This is a genomic window from Mesorhizobium sp. M0052, from assembly GCF_040323255.1.
GTDB lineage: Bacteria > Pseudomonadota > Alphaproteobacteria > Rhizobiales > Rhizobiaceae > Mesorhizobium.
In genome coordinates this window covers 46177-62110 of sequence record NZ_JAMYUS010000031.1, presented here as the reverse complement: position 1 = coordinate 62110, position 15934 = coordinate 46177, and the positions used below count along the sequence as shown (strand labels likewise).

Here is a 15934-nt window from a genome sequence, read left to right as displayed (position 1 = left end):
GAACTCCAGTCGCGCAGTGCTTTGCGGTTACGCGGGCCGCGCCGCAGCTCGAATACGAAGTGTTCGACGAAAAGCGACAGGCATCCTATGCGCAGACGGTCGCCGATGTCCTGTCAACGCCCGGCGTCTACCGCAAGCGGTTTCGCGCCAGGCGGGGACGCTCCGCCAGCGAGTGAGCGACGCAGCGCTTTCTCATCAAGCCACAGCCGGCCCCTTGGCGCCGACGTCAGCGCCATGGCGATGACGCTGAAGGTGGATGAGCTGAGACCATAGGCTAATGAATACGCTGCCATGGCCTCGTCGAGGTCGCCGGTTTCCTGCAGGACGACACCCAGATTGACAGCCGCTTCCGGGGCGCCGGGCTCATCTCAAGCACGCGTCGATAGGCCTGTGCAGCGCTGCCGAACTTGCGCATGTCCTGACGTACCAGCCCGAGGTCGAACCAGGCCGACGGATGCCCGCCGCCAGCGACTGCGCGTTCGAGCAGACCTTCCGCCTCGACAGCCGCTCGGCGCTGCCATGCAAGGCGCCCGAGGCGCGCCGCTGCCTCCCCGGATTTCGGATCCCGTTGCAAGACAAGTGTCCAGGACGCGCTCGCCGCAGGGGCATCGCCTGCTTGATCGAAGGTGCGTGCCCGTTCGACGAGCATTTCCGCCTGAGATGACAGTCTTGCCGCGCGGTCCAGGAACTGAAACGCCGCTTCAAACCTGCCTTCGGCCCGGGCAATCCGGCATGCCAGTATCAAGGCGGGCGCATTGTCGGGTCGAGTGGCAAGGCTTGCTTCGATGTGCGCACGAGCCTCCGGCAGATCTGCCTTGGCGAACAATACAGCCGCCAGAAGATGGCAAAGCGCCGGGTCGCCTGGGTGCTGCTTCAGGCCCAATTCGCACACATCGATCGCTTGGCGATGATTGCCGGAATTGAACGCGGCCAAAGCGCGGCGGATCAGATCGTCACTATCGTTTTGATTGGTGCGCATTATGCTTGGACGCTCACTGGCAGTCATGTCCGCAAGGGGCCGATGTCGATTCCAGTCATGTTTGGCGGGACCACTTGCCACAGAGCAGAGAGTAACCGACTTGGAGCCTCGCTTGCCACCAATCCGCCCCAACTGCTACTCCCCTTCCCTTAAGCAGACACGTGCTGGTCACGACCATTCTATGAGCGCGCTTGTGCATATTGTTTGCTCGCAAGGGATATCGATAGACGTTCGCCAAAACCCAGCAAAAGCGGTCTGATGCTGACCAACTTTTCCGGCGTAAATCTGGTCAGCGGCCCAGAAACAGCCAGCGCTCCGATCAAGCCCTCGCTGCCTGAAAAAACCGGTACGGCCATCGCAGCTGTTTCGGAATCTCCCTTCCCGAGCGATATAAACGGAATCTTCGCCATAAGAGCTGTTCGCGTCCTAGGCTTAGCGGTACTGAACCGTGCAAGCACTTGGCCAGCTGCGTGACCGTCAAGCGAAAGCACATCACCCTCTCGGATTTGATCACGGATCAAATGACGACAGTCTGCGCGAAATAGGCAAATTCCGTCATTTCCCTCCTTTCGAAAAAACGATGCGCTTTCACCCGCCTGTTCGACAAGGCTCAAAAGGAGAGGCCGAACGAATGCCTCTATCTTAAAACGACGACGGTAGAATGAGGCCAATATCATCGGCGTAGGGCCGACAGCAAAGCGCTTGTCCGCCATGCGAACAATGTAGCCACTGCGGACAAGGGATTCCGTTAACCGAAGGATCGTGCTTTTGTATAGGCCCGTTCTAGAAGATATCTCAGCCAGGCTTAAACCCTCGTCATGCTCTGTGAAGCACCCGAGGATCGAAAGCGCGCGATCGACAGCTTCAACCCCTCCCGCTCTTGTGTCAGCTTGCTCCACCGCCTGATGGTTCACGCGTTTGGTTCCTTTGAACGCCAAAGCTCAGTTGCGAATGTCGGGTCCTGATCACGTCCCCACGTGCTCAGCTTTGGAGTACCTCGCTCGCGAAAAGCAAAGTGCCATTTCATCATTCAGCATATTATCCTGTCGGTAACTGAAAATCCTACACGATCGTGGAAAAAGAGGACCTACCGCATCTTCAAATGTCGCGTCCTGTCGGACATGATGTGGGGGACACAATACTGGCGCGTCGGGTGCTCCAAGTTGTGTCGCAGCCTCCCAGCATCCAAGTTGGCCGGTATCCTGATTTAGCAGGATGGTCGCGGAACGTGGTTTCCCCGGCGCGGATCGTGAACCGCTGGGTTGCGGCCACATCATCGGCTACCGCTACTGTTCAAACAATGCTTGCGAGCGGCACTGCGCTCATGGCAACAAGCAGGCCAATCGTCATTTGCCATCTCTGTTCCTGGATGCCTGCCATTATAGCCACAGTCGTTCAGGACGGAATCGGCGCGGCGCAAGATCGCCTTGGATAGGCAGTAACAACCCTCGGTCGTCTGAGTTTTTGTAGGCTGAAATGGCTGGCTTGAGTGTGACACGCATTGGGCCAATGGTCGGCGGCGGTCGAAATAACGGGGTGAGGTCTGATGAGCAAAATTGCCTTACTTCCTCTGGCGACGTATCCGGAAGCGAATTCCACCAAAATCGCATCAAACGCAATCGCGGTGGTCAAGCACGTTGGTGCCGCACTTCATGCATTGACGATCAATGTCGATATTCCGGGTATTTCCAATCCGGTTTCGCGATACTTGATCGATCTTCCCGAAATGATCCGGGAGACAGAAGCGACCAGCCGCAAGCATGGGCTCGATTTGCTGGAGGCATTGAAAGCTGAAGCGGCACGCGTCGGATCGCTCCTCACAACCGAGGAGATTGCTGTTCAGCCAGCATCTATCGGCGATGTTGCGGCAACTCAGTCACGCTATTTCGATTTTGCTTTGATTGGGTTGGAGCCAAATAACCAGACTGCGCGCATGACCGTTAATGCGGTCCTGTTTGGTTCGGGTCGCCCAACCATAATTCTGCCGGAAGACGCAAACGTTGGTGCGATCGATCATGTCATCATCGCTTGGGATGGTAGCCGCGTTGCGGCCCGGGCCGTTGCCGATGCGCACGCGTTTCTGCAATGTGCCTCAAAGATAACGGTACTGACAGTGACAGACGAAAAGTCGCTGCGCGATATTGGCGAACGCCTCGCCCTGAGCCTGAGAAAGCGTGGCTTTCCCGCTGAGGGGATCTCAATCGACCTCGAAGATCGCCCCATTGGCGTTACGCTTCAGGCGCGCGCTGTCAGCATGGGCGCCGATCTGCTTGTTATGGGTGCATACGGCCATTCCCGGATGAGAGATTTTGTCGTGGGTGGAGCAACCAAAAGCGTTCTTGGCGATCTGCGCCTGCCTGTCCTTTTGTCGCACTAGAAATCTGCCCGAGAGTTGTCGGCGGCGGGTTGGCTACTACGATTGTGCCAGCGGCGCACTGTATCAGGTTCTAAACTAGCCCAAGACGAAACTGCCGGATTGCTCGTGAGTTGCCGATTGTTTTGCCTTCGATATCGAACTCGACCTGAACCGGGAGCATAGCCGTTCGCGGCACCTACGATTGATGCCTGCCCCTGCCAGAGGCCGACAATGACGGTCCGCCTTTGGTGCCCATCACGTCCGCGCCTGCAACCACTTGAGGCCGAACTCGCACAGAGCCAGAAGTCTGGGGCTGAGCGAACACTAGATGATGTTGGCAGTCTCAAACGTCAAGACGGGCATCTCGCAGAGGCACACTGCTTGCATTTGGCGAACGTCTATCGATATCAGAACGAAGTAAACTGGCACGAAGGCGCGCTCATAAAAAGCGCCGAAATTGCCTGTCGTGTGCGAATGGCTAGGCGAGGTATGGTGTGTGCCGATAACCATGCGGTTTGAAAACCGGCAAACCACATATTTGAAGGACAAGGTGGCGTTTCGCACGCGCCTTTACGGCTTGACTGACTAGAACGAAATGAGCCGTCATTTCGTTCTAACCTATTGTTTTGGCGCATGATGTTATCCAAAAAGTCTGCAACTTTTTGGCATCATGCTGAAGGGGTGAACGAGAGCCATGCTTGATCCGATCGTGAATTTCTTCACCCGCATCTTCCAGTGGATCGGCCGCGGCATCGGCCTCGCCACCGGCGTGATCCTTTGGCCGTTCCTGTGGGCCGGGCGCTGGTACACACAGCGCGGCTGGATCCTGAAGGCTGTGGTCGGCCTCGCGCTTCTGGTTCTGATCGGCCTCTACGCCAATTTCTTCTACGCCACCCAGTGGTGGAACAAGTTCGATCCCAACTACGTCGACAAATACACCTTCGAGAACCGCAACATTTCCGCCGGCGAACAGGTCGCGGCCGGCGCTGGCACCGAAACCGCCAAGACCTGCGGCAATTCAGGTATCGCCCAGGTCGCGGCCGACCTCACCGATTTCAACGTCAACCAGAATGCCTGGATCTCGTCGATGATCCTCTACAAACTCGGCCTGTTCGGCATCGACTGGGACCACACGCCGTTCATGGACAACAAGGCCTCGTTCCAGCGGGGCATCAACCAGGCGGTGCGGCGCACCTCCACCGAGCTTGCCGACAATCTCGGCCGCGTGCGCACCACATCGCAGATCGACACCGACCTACAGGATGCGCGCGGCAATCTGCAGTTCGATGAGGAAACCTGGTATTTCGGCCTCAACCCGTTCGGACCCAAGACGCCGACGCCGAGCTATTATCGCGGCGCGGTTCGCAAATTGCGCTCCTTCAATGCTCGGCTGGCCACCTGCCAGGCGACGTTCGATGCCCGCGCCGACAATCTGAAACAGTATATCGACCGCATCTCCTCCGACATCGGCTCAACCTCGGCGATCCTCAAGGAACGCGCCGAGAACCACAACAATGGCTGGTTCGACTTCCGCGCCGACGACCGCTTCTGGTTCTCCTATGGTCAGCTCTATGCCTATTACGGGCTGATGAAGGGCGCCCAGGCCGATTTCGAGGACGTGATCAAGGAAAAGCACCTGCAGAACCTGTGGGACACCATGGATGCGCAGTTCGTCTCGGCCCTGCGCATCCGGCCCTTAATCATCGCCAACGGCCGCGAGGACGGCTGGCTGCTGCCGAATCACCTAACGACAATTGGCTTCTACATGTTGCGCGTGCGCTCAAACATGATCGAGATTAGCAACGTTATTGCGCAGTAACTCGCTGCCACCGACCCAGTTTTGTGAACGGTGAAATTCGCCCAGAACCGAATTTTCAGCACGCCTCCTGGGTGGGTGTCTTGACGAGTAATGGCCTTCATCCGGGAAACTGGTTGTGCTCGCAGGCCTGACCAAGTCCGCACCATCGCTACACGGATCGACCTTGCCTTTGCGGAACAGGAGGCGGTCGTGAGGTCCGGCTAAACTGCTTGACAAAATTGGACCCGTCCCGCGGCGTGCCTTGTCGAACCAAAGCCCGTCGCCGAAATCGCTCGGCTGTTGAGAATCTAATGCAACTCCAGCTCGAATTCGACCCAGGCGTGACGACTGTTGTTGAGGGCGACGATCTTGAGGGGAATGAAACCCGCGGCGTAGTTGCCAAAGTGCCCGAAGGGTTGAACCGGCCGGATGGTCCCTATGGTCAGGGCTACGGGATCAACCGATTCAAGTTCCCCGGTGACCACGATGGGGGCGCCCCTCGTTCCTGCTCCCGAGACTGAAATGACCCGTAATCCGCCGAGTTCGTCAGAAAAGGAGTAGGCGCCCGCTTCAAAGATTCTGGGCCGTGTGCCATCCGCTCCGGCGTGGTGTCCGCTTGCTGTGAGCATGGCTTGATATTCGGGTTGACGGGTGGTGCCACATGGCGCGAAGTATGGACGACAATCGCGCGGCGCATACTGGAATGGCCCACGCGAGGCGGTCTGATGGCAGGCTCGGCGGTGTCGATCGAACCGCTACCCGATAGGTCGACGCAAAACCGCGGAGAGATTGTCACTGCCGGCGATGTGCGCGAGAGGACTTACCGATGTTCGGACTTGGCATGACCCACCTGGTGGTCATCTTTGTGGTGGCGCTCGTTGTTTTCGGACCAGAGGAGCTTCCAAAAGTAATGCGATCGGCGGGGGCAATGATGAAGACATTCAATCGGATCGCTGGTGATTTTCGAAAGCAGTTTGACGACGCCGTACGACAAGCCGAGAAGGAACTCGACCTGCAGGAAACCCGCTTGGTGCTAAAGAATTCAACGGAAAGTGTATCGCAAAGCGCTGATAAGGCCATAGGATTATATGCCTGACAGGCCGGTGCTTAAAAAATGTCTGGAACAAGAGCCGCATCTGCGGGTTTATGTCGTGCAGCGGCTTTCTCAGGAATATGGCCGCTCTATTCAAGGTGCAGAACCCGCCGCCATGGTCCCCCCTCAGCGGCGGGTTTCTCTATTCCGATAAGGCCGCTACCCAGCCGTAGGGGAATGGCCGGTGCAGTTGGGCTTGCTTGTGGGGCTTAACCGCACCGGCCCCTGCGGGAAGATATGAGGCCCCCCGCGCTGTCTAAGATAAGGGCATATTAGCAATCGAGCAAATTATCTCGCATTGCCACCTTGAAGGCTCAACCGCGAAGCCAACTTACTTCCGAGAGAATGGGAATTGGTGAACGCGATGAACCCCGATAACAGTGAGCATCTTTGGGATTTGGACCTTGCCGACCTGCGCAAGGAGTTTGGAAAGTTCGTTCAAGAGCACGGGACAGCGCCCCTTGATTGGGATGAGCACATCAATCTGTTCCTTCAAGAACGAAGGGAACGGCGCACGCGGCTGGGTGATCGTCACAGTTCCGGCACGAGAACTTCTCGCGCACCGTCTGGATGACCTTCCACTGACGCGGGATCACCTCCAGTGTCTCGGTCACGTCCTCGCCGAGCTTCGAAAGCCGCGTCCCGCCGCAAGTCGGACACGAACATGGCGCGGGGGATGACGATGCGCTCACGTGTCAGATGCTCGGGAAACGGCTTCTTCACTGGCCGTTTGCGCTCGAAGCTCGAAGGCGGTGACACTGGTCGTCCTGGTCGCCGCCGCTTCGGCGGCAAGGTCAACTTCGCTGGCTGTGGCCTCGAGTTCCTCGAGTTGCAATTCAAGTTGGTCCAGGAGCCGGCGGCTGCGCTCGGCGCTGGGGCCATACTGCTCGCGCCTGAGCTTGGCGATCTGCAGCTTGAGGTGCCCGATCAGAGCTTCCCTGGCCGACGCCTTAGCCCTCGCGGCGGCAAGTTCGGCGCCCATCGAAACAACCAGGGCCTTAAGCGCTTCGACATCGTCCGGCAGGGGCTAAATGGCGGCTTCCATGACCGAAATGAATCAGCACACTGTCTCTCGGTGCAACCGAAAAAATGCCGCTTTGGCTGAGGAAATCCGTGTCCTATCCCGCGCTCACCGGACGCCAGCTGTACTGCGGGTTGCGCCAGTCAATCCCGTCGAGCAAACACGCCAGCTGAGCGCTCGTCAGCGACACTGCACCGTCCTTCACCTGGGGCCAAATGAAGCGGCCCTTCTCGAGCCGCTTGGCATAAAGCGACATACCGATCCCGTCATGCCAGATGTCTTTACCAGCGATCCGGCGCGTCCGCGGAAAACGTAGAGATCACCACCGTGGGGATCGCGCTTCAGGTGCTGCTGCACCAGCAAAGCCAGGCCCTGCATGCCCTTCCTCATATCGGTGTGACCCATCAACTGCTCCTAAGTGCGCTCATAAGAGCACGCTTAAGACCACTCGTTCATCACCCGAACAAGGCGCGACACGCCGGATGGATACTCAAAATGCACCCCACCGGTCAAAAGCGGAAACAAGCCGATCGACGACGACAACACCCTATGCCGCCAACGTCACAACATCGAGAACATGTTCGCCAAGCTGAAGGACTAGCGGCGCATCGCGCCCAATTTGACCGCTACGCACACACCGTCTTCTCGGCAATCTGCATCGCAGCCGCCGTCGCCTTCCGTCTTAATCAATGAGCCTGATGCTAGCTGGCCTGTTAACCATCGACGCGACCCGATTTCGTTCGATCGGGCATTGCTCCAATCCTAGATTAGCCCGCGCATCGTGAGTTCAGCCTTCAGATAGGCATAATAGATCGGCGCGGCGACAAGACCCGGCATACCGAACCAGGCCTCCATGAAAACCATCGCCAGAAGAAGCTCCCAGGCACGCGCGTTGATCCGCGTTCCAATAATCTTGGCGTTCACGAAGTATTCGAGCTTGTGAATGACGATGAGAAAGGTAAGCGAGCCGAGCGCTGCAAGGAAGGAGATGCTGAGGCTGACAACGACGATCACGGTGTTGGAGATCAGATTGCCGATGACCGGCAGAAGGCCGGCGACGAAAGTCAGCGCTATCATCGTCCTGATGAATGGCAGATCGATTCCGAAGGACGGCAAAACAGCGACGAGATAGATCGCCGTTAGAAATGTATTCAACGCCGAAATCCGAATTTGCGAGAACACGATGTTGCGAAAAGCCTTGCTCAGAATTTTGACACGATCCGCCAACGCGATCGCCAGTGGGCCAGGCTCGCCCGATGGCGCCGCCGAGTTCACCGCGATCAAGCCGCCGATCACCATGCCGACGATAATGTGGACCACCAGGACGCCGACATCTCGCCCGACGAGTTGAAGCTGGCCGGCATGTTCGCGGAGCCACCGGGCCGCGAAGACTTCCAGTTCCTCGATATTCGACGGAAAATAGGCCATCGCCCAGGTCGGGAGATGGACACGCGCGGTATCGATGATCTCGGCCATCTTCTTGAGGAGCGTCACGACGTTCTCCGAACCGCCAGTCAATTGCGACACGCCGCTAAAGATAGCGGCGGCTATCAGGAGCGTGAAAATCAATGCCACCAAGGTCAACGCAAGGCTTTTCGTCAGGCTGTTGGAGACGCCGATTCGATGGAGCATCGGTGCGGCGAAATGAACGAGGTTGAACACGAGAAGGCCCGAAAGCAGTGCCGGAAGTAGGCCGAGCTCGAGAACGGCGACCAGCGCTATAATTGCGAGCAGGCACGACGCGACATAGAACCGTGAGAAAGGCAGCACTTTTCACCTGCTGAAGCAGCCAAGTCCTCTCCGGGTTTCCATTAGCTTTGATACCCGGTGATGCGCAAGCGAACACGCACCCAATACGTGTGTGAGGCTAGCCGCCTACATTTCTTGCCGGTTTGCAGCTAGATGGTTGTCGTTCATATTTTGATCCGTGCGGCACGGTCCATGGTCGAATTGGCATGTGCGCCTTCGAACCGCTCGTCTTCTGCCGACAAGGCGTGAATCAATCGTCGCGAACGGCAGCAAGAGACATGCGGCCATCCTGCGCGATCATTGATTTAATGCCGAGCGAGCCGGCGTCCGCTGGGTAATTTGCTGGCCATGACCTTGTCGATGCGTCTGCCGTCAAGATCGACGACTTCAAACCGCCAGCCGTCCGCTTCGACCGTTTCGCCTGTCGCCGGCAAATGGTGCATGTGCGACAGGATGAAACCGGCAACTGTTTCATAATCGCGATTTTCTGGGAGCTCGATGGCAAGGTGATCACACATCTCGTCAACGGGCATATACCCGGCAAGCAGCCATGACCCATCCTCGCGCTGCACGGCGGCCGTTTCTTCCTCGGCTTCCAGATCGGCACGGAACACGCCTGTGATCGCCTCAAGGATGTCGGCCGGCGTCACAATGCCCTCGAAATGACCGTACTCGTCGTGGACCAGGGCCACAGGCACCTGTGCTCCTTTCAGTGTTGTCAGCACATCAAGCGCGTCCGCCTGGTCGTGCACGATCGGCGCATTCTGCAGGTGAGGCCTGAGATCGACCTTCTGCCCATTGAGCATGCCCGCCAGTACCTTGCGGATCTGCACGACGCCGATCATTGCATCGACCGTACCTTCGGCAATCGGCAGCAGAGAATGCTCCGTCTCGATGATCGCCTTGCGCACTCTCGTTTCTTCCCAGGTAATGTCGATCCAGTCCACATCGGTGCGTGGTGTCATAACGGCGCGCACCGCCCGGTCTCCCAGACGCATGACGCCCGCGATCATCCGGCGTTCGTCTGCCTCGATGGTCCCGTGATGCTCGGCTTCGGCAACCAACATTTTGATCTCCTCATCGGTGACTTTTTCCTGGGACTCGCCTTTCTGACCTAAGAGCCACAGCAAACCACGACCGGAGAAATCCAGTAAGAACACCAGCGGTGCGCCAATTTTCGCAACGATGGCCATCGCCGGAGCTACACGCATTGCTATGCCCTCCGGATTGCGAAGTGCAATCTGCTTGGGAACAAGTTCTCCCACGATCAGAGAGGCATAGGTGATGACTGCCACTACGATACCGACACCCAAGGCGTCTGCAATGTTGCCGGGCACGCCGCTAGCGGCCAAGACAAATGACAGGCGCTCGCCCAGCGTAGCGCCTGAGAAGGCCCCGGAAAGCACGCCCACCAATGTAATCCCTATTTGGACAGACGATAGGAATTTTCCGGGATCGGCACCAAGCGCCAGCGCACGATTGGCACCCTTCAGGCCTCGTTCGGCCATACCTTTGAGCCTAGCCGGTCGCGCCGAGACAACGGCTAGTTCCGACATTGCAAGCAGGCCGTTGATGCAGATCAGGACGACGACGGTCGCGAGTTCAATGTAAAGCATAGCGAACGTTTAGCATCTGCGAAGCGGGAACGAAAAGGTGCATTCGACCACTATGTTGCAGCGATCCGTAGCAAGGACCGACGGCAGATACACCAATGCGACTGCTTGAGCGGAAGGTCGGACAAGCTCGTACTACTGAACTTGGTGCGCTAAGCCTGGACGGACGGGACCGATCATAACGTTTAGGGTGAAAAGCAACCTTCCAAGGGCGGTACGCTCGATCAACGCGAGACTCGTGTTCGAAGATTCGCAAGGCAACAGGTTGGCCGAGATGCCGGTCCCGCGAACGATTTGCTGGCGTCAGCACCAGCATAGTGACCGATACGTCACACCCAGGGCGCGATCATGCCCGGCGATCGCGGTCATGCGTTGACAACCGGCGTGCCACGCTGATCGAGCTTGATTGGTTCATACGGGAACGGGCGGCGAGCGTGGGTGTATCCCCTGCTCATCGGGGGGCGACACATGAAAAATACTAGGCACGCGCTCATGGCGCTGACCGCCCTTGTCCTGGTGTTTGCCAACGGATTGGGCCTCGAAGCCCTCGCGAAGGGCCTCACCGTCGTTCCTCCCGGAAACCGGTTCGAGCAGCAGCCGCCGATTCCCGCAGCGTCAGCGAATAGGACGCGCGCCTTCAAGACAACTTACGACGCCAAGTACCACAAGATTCTGGCGTTGCTGAGTAACGATAAAAAGCTCGTGCAACAGATCAAGGATACGGCCGCTGCCTATGGTATCGATCCGATCCACGTTGTCGGCGCGCTTGTCGGCGAACATACCTACAACGTCAGCAGCGTTGATGCGGCGCAAACCTACTACGTCAAGGCCCTGGCATACGCCAACGCGGATTTCGAATTCCGCTACAAAGGCATTTCGCTGCAGTCGTTTGTCAATCGCCCGGAATTTTCCGGCTGCACCCCTGCCAAAGGGAGTTCGGCACTGTGGAGCTGCCGAACCGACGTCTGGAACACACAGTTCCTCGGAAAAACTGTCGGCAATGTCGCCTATGAGAACGTGACCTTTCAAAGGGCGTTCTTTCAACCGTTCTTCGCCGGCCAGACGTTCGGGCTTGGCCAGATCAGCCCTCTGGCGGCGCTGGAAGTGACCGACCTGGTCAATCGGGTGAGCGGCTTTGAAATGCTCTCACCCGATCGGCCGCAGGCAATCTACCGCGACATCATGGATCCGAAGCGCAGCGTGATCTACACGACCGCCATCCTGCGGGAGGCGATCGACGCGTATGCCGAGGAGGGGTTCGATATTTCCGGGAATCCGGGCATTACAGCAACGCTCTACAATGTCGGCCAGCCGCAACGTCGCGCAGCCGAACTTCGCGAAGCTGCGGCAAAGGGATCCGGACGAAAGCTGCCGGTGGAGAATTACTACGGCTGGTTCGTAAACACCAAACTCGATGAATTGCGAGCCCTTCTTGACGGTCAAGGGTGAGCAATCAACGCTGGCCGCCGCGCGGTTAAGCGCGTTGGCAGACCATCACCCGCAGGTCAGGCGCCGCGCAGACGGAGCAGAGCCCGACATTGGTGGCGAAATTCGGAAGGCGGCATTTTCTAGAGTTGGCCTAAGTGCCATTCGAGCACCATTGAACTCAGAACGTCCCGCGAGAATGTCAACGCGACGAACCCCCCCGGCAGTCCAATATGACTATGGCAAGTTTATCCGCATCTCGACCCGCCGGTTGACCGGGTCGTAGGGATCGGCGACTCTCGGATGGCTTTTGCCCTCGCCAATTGCCCTGATGCGTGACGGTTCGATTCCGTTCGATAGGAGGAATGCCGTCACTGATTGCGCCCGTCGTTCCGAAAGTCCTTGATTGTAGATAGCCGAGCCCGAGGCGTCGGTGTGGCCTTCGACGATGAAGTTATGCGCCCTTAGACGGTTGTCTTTCAGCGCCTTGGCAAATTCGCCGAGTTTTGTTCGCGCCTCCGGCTGCAACTCAGCAGAATCGAGGCTGAAATTGATCAACATGTCGAGGCCGGTTGGCACTGACGCGTCCGCTTTGCTCTTGCATTCGTCTTCAGTGCCGATGCATATTCCACGCGACGGGCCCAGATCAGTCGCATTGCCGAAAAACTTGACGATGTCTTCTGACGTTTGGACAGGGTCGGCAAACGAATTTGAAGACGCCAGCACAGTCGCCAGCACCAAGAAAGAAGTGCCTATCCGCATAGCGGCCTCCAGCATGGAAATCGACGTCACGATCGGATAATTCCCAAAATAAATCCGGAGCGCGTGCCGGGTCAACCACACTATGGTTGCGACAAGCCGAGATAAGTTACTCATTCAGCTGTTTCAGGGTGACAATCAGGGTCTTTGTGACTGCTGCCACTCCGCTGCCGGCGCGGTCAAGGATGCGAGAGACCAGCCGGCGCCACGTTTTCCTAGTGCTGCTGGGCTTTCACAGCTCGCGACCGCTTCCGTCGGAGGACGCCAGCCTCGAATTCGAGATCAGGCGCCAAGGCAGCGAGACGCTGGAGCCGCTGCAGGTCTCGACGGTGCCGCGCGCCTCGCCGGGCGACGAAGTCGACGGACCTGCGCACCCTTTCTGCCGCCGCCTTCCATGTGCCGGACAGCCAGGGCCGTAAGGCGATCCGCTCAAACAAGGTTATTCGCGCCCAGTTGCGCCATGTCGGCCGGCTGGGTGACTATCTCTCGGAAAAGCGCGATGCCTTGCTTGCCCTGGGGCGCGCCATCGATTTCGCGTCCGCGATGGCCGGGGACTGGGGTGACGAGAAGGTAGCGTCGCGAATGAACGGCCTGAAGCAAGACGTGGCTTCGCTGGACGATTATGAGGTCCATCTCTCCGATAAGGTGCAGTTCCTGCTCGATGCCATGGTCGGGCTGATCGGCATCTCCCAGAACGACATCTTCAAAATCCTCACCATCGTCTCGATCGTTGGCATTCCGCCGACCCTAATCGCGGGCATCTACGGCATGAACTTCAAGACCATGCCCGAATACGACTGGGCCTTCGGCTACCCCTATGGACTGGCCATGATCGCTTTCAGCGCTATCATTCCGTTGGTTGGTTCAAGTGGCGGGGTTGGTTCTAAATATCGGGATTTGTCGCCTTGGTAGGGGTGAAGCAGGAAACCAACGAATGAGGCTCGACGAGATCACGCAAGCGACCATCGCTTTTATGCGGGCGCATGAGGCATGGGGCATTCCGCTCGTGACCATGCTGGCCTTCGGCGAATCGCTGGCCTTCATCTCGCTCTTACTTCCCGCGACCGTGATCCTCGTTGGCATCGGTTTTCTGATCGGCGAAAGTGGGATCGCGTTCTGGCCGTTGTGGCTCGCCGCTATCGTCGGCGCGGCACTTGGCGATTGGCTGTCTTTCTGGGTTGGCACGCGGCTGGGAGACCGGGTTTCGCACTATTGGCCGCTGAAGCGTTACCCAGATCTGCTTCCGCGTGGCCATAGATTCTTCGAACGCTGGGGTGGGCTTGGGGTGTTTATCGGCCGCTTCTCCGGTCCGTTGCGGGCATCCGTTCCGCTGGTTGCAGGTATCTGCGAAATGCGCGTCCTGACATTCCAGATCGCCAACGTCTCCTCGGCGATCCTCTGGGCGACAGGGATACTCGCGCCCGGTGCGTTCGGCCTCAAATGGCTGCAGGCTTGGATGTAGGCGACTCACGCCGGGCGAGCAGCTTGTCGATCCGCCTTCCAAGCAGTTACCCTTGAAGGCGCGGTAAGCCGCTCGCCCCGATCAGTGCACAGTGTCGGCCTTAGCGATTGCCCCTGGCCACCCGCCGGAGGGCCGGGTGGCACCCACATGGCCGAACCTCGACAACCGTCGCTAGAAAATGGCGATTTCGCCGAACTTTTCGACCCATAAGCCCGACCAGAGACGTGTATGCTGCATGCTTGGTCCTTGAGGATTGCTAATGGACAAGCCAGCCAAAGCGCTACTGTTCTCATATTTGGTCAAGCCGCACTTTCGGTTAAAATCGCCGGATCGCCTTCTCTCTGAAACGGAGTTTGATCTTGCCCGGATAACTGTGGAGGATTTTCGGTTCGTGACCAGGGAGATGACCACAAATGTGGCGGAACTGCCCGCTGAAATCCGCGGTCGCAGTACCATTCTGCGGCGTTGCTATCGGAGAGAGACTTGTTCAACGCGGGACGCCTCTTGATCCCGAGTTCGGGCCTGAGAGTTCTCGCGCGGATGCTGGATTTCGACCCTATTCACCCCGCCGTGCTTTTGACGTGCGGTAACTACCGTTGGGCCGGGGATCGGCTCCCGAATATCGCTGCTGTGTTCTCGCTAAAGGGGCAACCTCCTTTGACTGGGACCCCTTGGCGATTTCGGGACGACGCCGACGTCTCCCTCTCGGAATATCTGAAAGGTCTCGCGATCGCGGTACATGGAACACCGGTGCGGCGGAGGGAGGTCATTAAATACGTCGCGGATAAGAAGGCCGCGCATGTTTCGGATCATCGGAAACACTTGAGCGAAAAAGCAATCGACAGAGCGTGGCCTCACATGTCGATCACAATTGAAAACCAAGGAAAGCAAAACTTAACATGGTATATCTTGAGCTTCTTGTCGTTATTCAGGCGTTGAAATCGAGCGAGAGCATCACCCACTACATCACTAGAATGGATAAGTGGCTGAGATCAGCCGAGATTGTCTATCCGGAAGGAGCCCGAAACGAGAATGTCAACCTGCCCATTGAACCGCTTTAGCGACGGAAAATCGGTGCTGCGCCCAACAGGCATCGCCGGAACAATCTTCATTGCCGCCCAAGTCGGTAACGTCGCGCGACATGGCCAACCGGCGGCCGGCCAACGTGTTTGGGGATGCAGCGGCGCGGACATGGAGAGGCTGCTAGTCTCGTTCCCCACGCCTCTGGACCAAGCCTTGGAGATGCCGACCTTTGAGGCGAAGGCGAAGCCGACAGCCGCGCGCATAACCGGCGTGGGGTTCTTCGACCGCATCCATGGCGCCACCGGCACCTCATCGCTGAACGGCTTGAACTGCACCAGATCCTGAAGATCGAGTGGCTGTAGCGACGAAGACTCTGGCGCGGGATGCCAAGGCGCCGCGGGGGCAGACGTTGCCCAGGCTTAGAGCGGCGACGCTTGGCTAACATGCCGGCGTCCAAGTCTCGCAGCTCGGAAGTTTCACCCTGACGGCTCTCCCAAAGAGTCTCGAAGGGGCGATGAAGCGGGGCCAGTTCATCCCCGGGACGAAATCCGACATACGTCGATCAAGCCTGCCCCAGAGCAAATACATGCGCCCCGACGTCCTTCACAAGTGCCAGCAATTCGGGCTGAGGCGTGACCCAGAAAGTTCGAAAAGCT

The 15934-nt window shown here is 58.1% G+C and carries 13 protein-coding genes and 2 pseudogenes; 7 read left to right on the top strand and 8 right to left on the bottom strand.

Features of this window, described 5'->3' with window-relative positions:
- Positions 1–274: 274 nt before the first annotated feature.
- Both NKJ77_RS29475 and NKJ77_RS29470 read right to left on the bottom strand, forming a co-directional pair.
- Positions 275–979 carry a tetratricopeptide repeat protein gene (locus NKJ77_RS29475; protein WP_352536190.1) on the bottom strand — a complete coding sequence of 235 codons (705 nt, stop codon included), beginning with the start codon at positions 977–979 and terminating at the stop codon, positions 275–277.
- Positions 980–1158: 179 nt separating this feature from the next.
- Positions 1159–1893 carry an IclR family transcriptional regulator gene (locus NKJ77_RS29470; RefSeq protein ID WP_023672588.1) on the bottom strand — a complete coding sequence of 245 codons (735 nt, stop codon included), beginning with the start codon at positions 1891–1893 and terminating at the stop codon, positions 1159–1161.
- A 632-nt stretch (positions 1894–2525) separates the two neighbouring features.
- On the opposite strand from NKJ77_RS29470, the gene NKJ77_RS29465 reads away from it, so the two are divergent.
- Positions 2526–3356 carry a universal stress protein gene (locus NKJ77_RS29465; RefSeq protein WP_023682867.1) on the top strand — a complete coding sequence of 277 codons (831 nt, stop codon included), beginning with the start codon at positions 2526–2528 and terminating at the stop codon, positions 3354–3356.
- Positions 3357–4029: 673 nt separating this feature from the next.
- Complete coding sequence (locus tag NKJ77_RS29460) at positions 4030–5154, top strand: DUF2333 family protein (protein ID WP_352536189.1); 1125 nt, start codon at positions 4030–4032, stop codon at positions 5152–5154.
- Between the two features lie 287 nt (positions 5155–5441).
- On the opposite strand, the gene NKJ77_RS29455 is transcribed toward NKJ77_RS29460, so the two are convergent.
- Positions 5442–5762 carry a hypothetical protein gene (locus NKJ77_RS29455; RefSeq protein WP_352536188.1) on the bottom strand — a complete coding sequence of 107 codons (321 nt, stop codon included), beginning with the start codon at positions 5760–5762 and terminating at the stop codon, positions 5442–5444.
- Between the two features lie 197 nt (positions 5763–5959).
- On the opposite strand from NKJ77_RS29455, the gene tatB reads away from it, so the two are divergent.
- Entirely contained in the window at positions 5960–6229 is a 270-nt protein-coding gene (gene tatB, locus NKJ77_RS29450; protein ID WP_352536187.1) for a Sec-independent protein translocase protein TatB, read from the top strand.
- 502 nt (positions 6230–6731) lie between these two features.
- Here the strand turns inward: tatB and NKJ77_RS29445 are convergent.
- The 4 genes and pseudogenes from NKJ77_RS29445 to NKJ77_RS29430 form a co-directional block, all read right to left on the bottom strand.
- A pseudogene (locus NKJ77_RS29445) lies at positions 6732–7208 on the bottom strand (transposase domain-containing protein); the annotation flags it as partial.
- Positions 7209–7344: 136 nt separating this feature from the next.
- Positions 7345–7625: pseudogene (gene tnpB / locus NKJ77_RS29440) on the bottom strand (IS66 family insertion sequence element accessory protein TnpB).
- A gap of 384 nt (positions 7626–8009) precedes the next feature.
- Positions 8010–9017, bottom strand: a complete 1008-nt coding sequence (locus NKJ77_RS29435) for an AI-2E family transporter (RefSeq protein ID WP_023706688.1) — start codon at positions 9015–9017, stop codon at positions 8010–8012.
- 284 nt (positions 9018–9301) lie between these two features.
- Positions 9302–10612, bottom strand: a complete 1311-nt coding sequence (locus NKJ77_RS29430) for a hemolysin family protein (protein ID WP_352536186.1) — start codon at positions 10610–10612, stop codon at positions 9302–9304.
- 489 nt (positions 10613–11101) lie between these two features.
- Here NKJ77_RS29430 and NKJ77_RS29425 point away from each other — a divergent pair, with 489 nt between their 5' ends.
- Positions 11102–12058, top strand: coding sequence for a DUF1402 family protein (locus tag NKJ77_RS29425; RefSeq protein ID WP_352536185.1), 957 nt, complete (start codon positions 11102–11104; stop codon positions 12056–12058).
- Positions 12059–12271: 213 nt separating this feature from the next.
- On the opposite strand, the gene NKJ77_RS29420 is transcribed toward NKJ77_RS29425, so the two are convergent.
- Positions 12272–12796, bottom strand: coding sequence for an OmpA family protein (locus NKJ77_RS29420; RefSeq protein WP_023682876.1), 525 nt, complete (start codon positions 12794–12796; stop codon positions 12272–12274).
- A 393-nt stretch (positions 12797–13189) separates the two neighbouring features.
- Between NKJ77_RS29420 and NKJ77_RS29415 the strand changes: the two genes are divergently transcribed.
- The 3 genes from NKJ77_RS29415 (at position 13190) to NKJ77_RS29405 (ending at position 15623) form a co-directional block, all read left to right on the top strand.
- Positions 13190–13705 (top strand): CorA family divalent cation transporter, encoded by a 516-nt coding sequence (locus NKJ77_RS29415; protein ID WP_023807116.1) that lies wholly within the window; start codon positions 13190–13192, stop codon positions 13703–13705.
- A gap of 22 nt (positions 13706–13727) precedes the next feature.
- Entirely contained in the window at positions 13728–14255 is a 528-nt protein-coding gene (locus NKJ77_RS29410) for a DedA family protein (RefSeq protein ID WP_023672568.1), read from the top strand.
- Positions 14256–15287: 1032 nt separating this feature from the next.
- Entirely contained in the window at positions 15288–15623 is a 336-nt protein-coding gene (locus tag NKJ77_RS29405) for a hypothetical protein (protein ID WP_352536184.1), read from the top strand.
- The last annotated feature ends 311 nt before the right edge of the window (positions 15624–15934 follow it).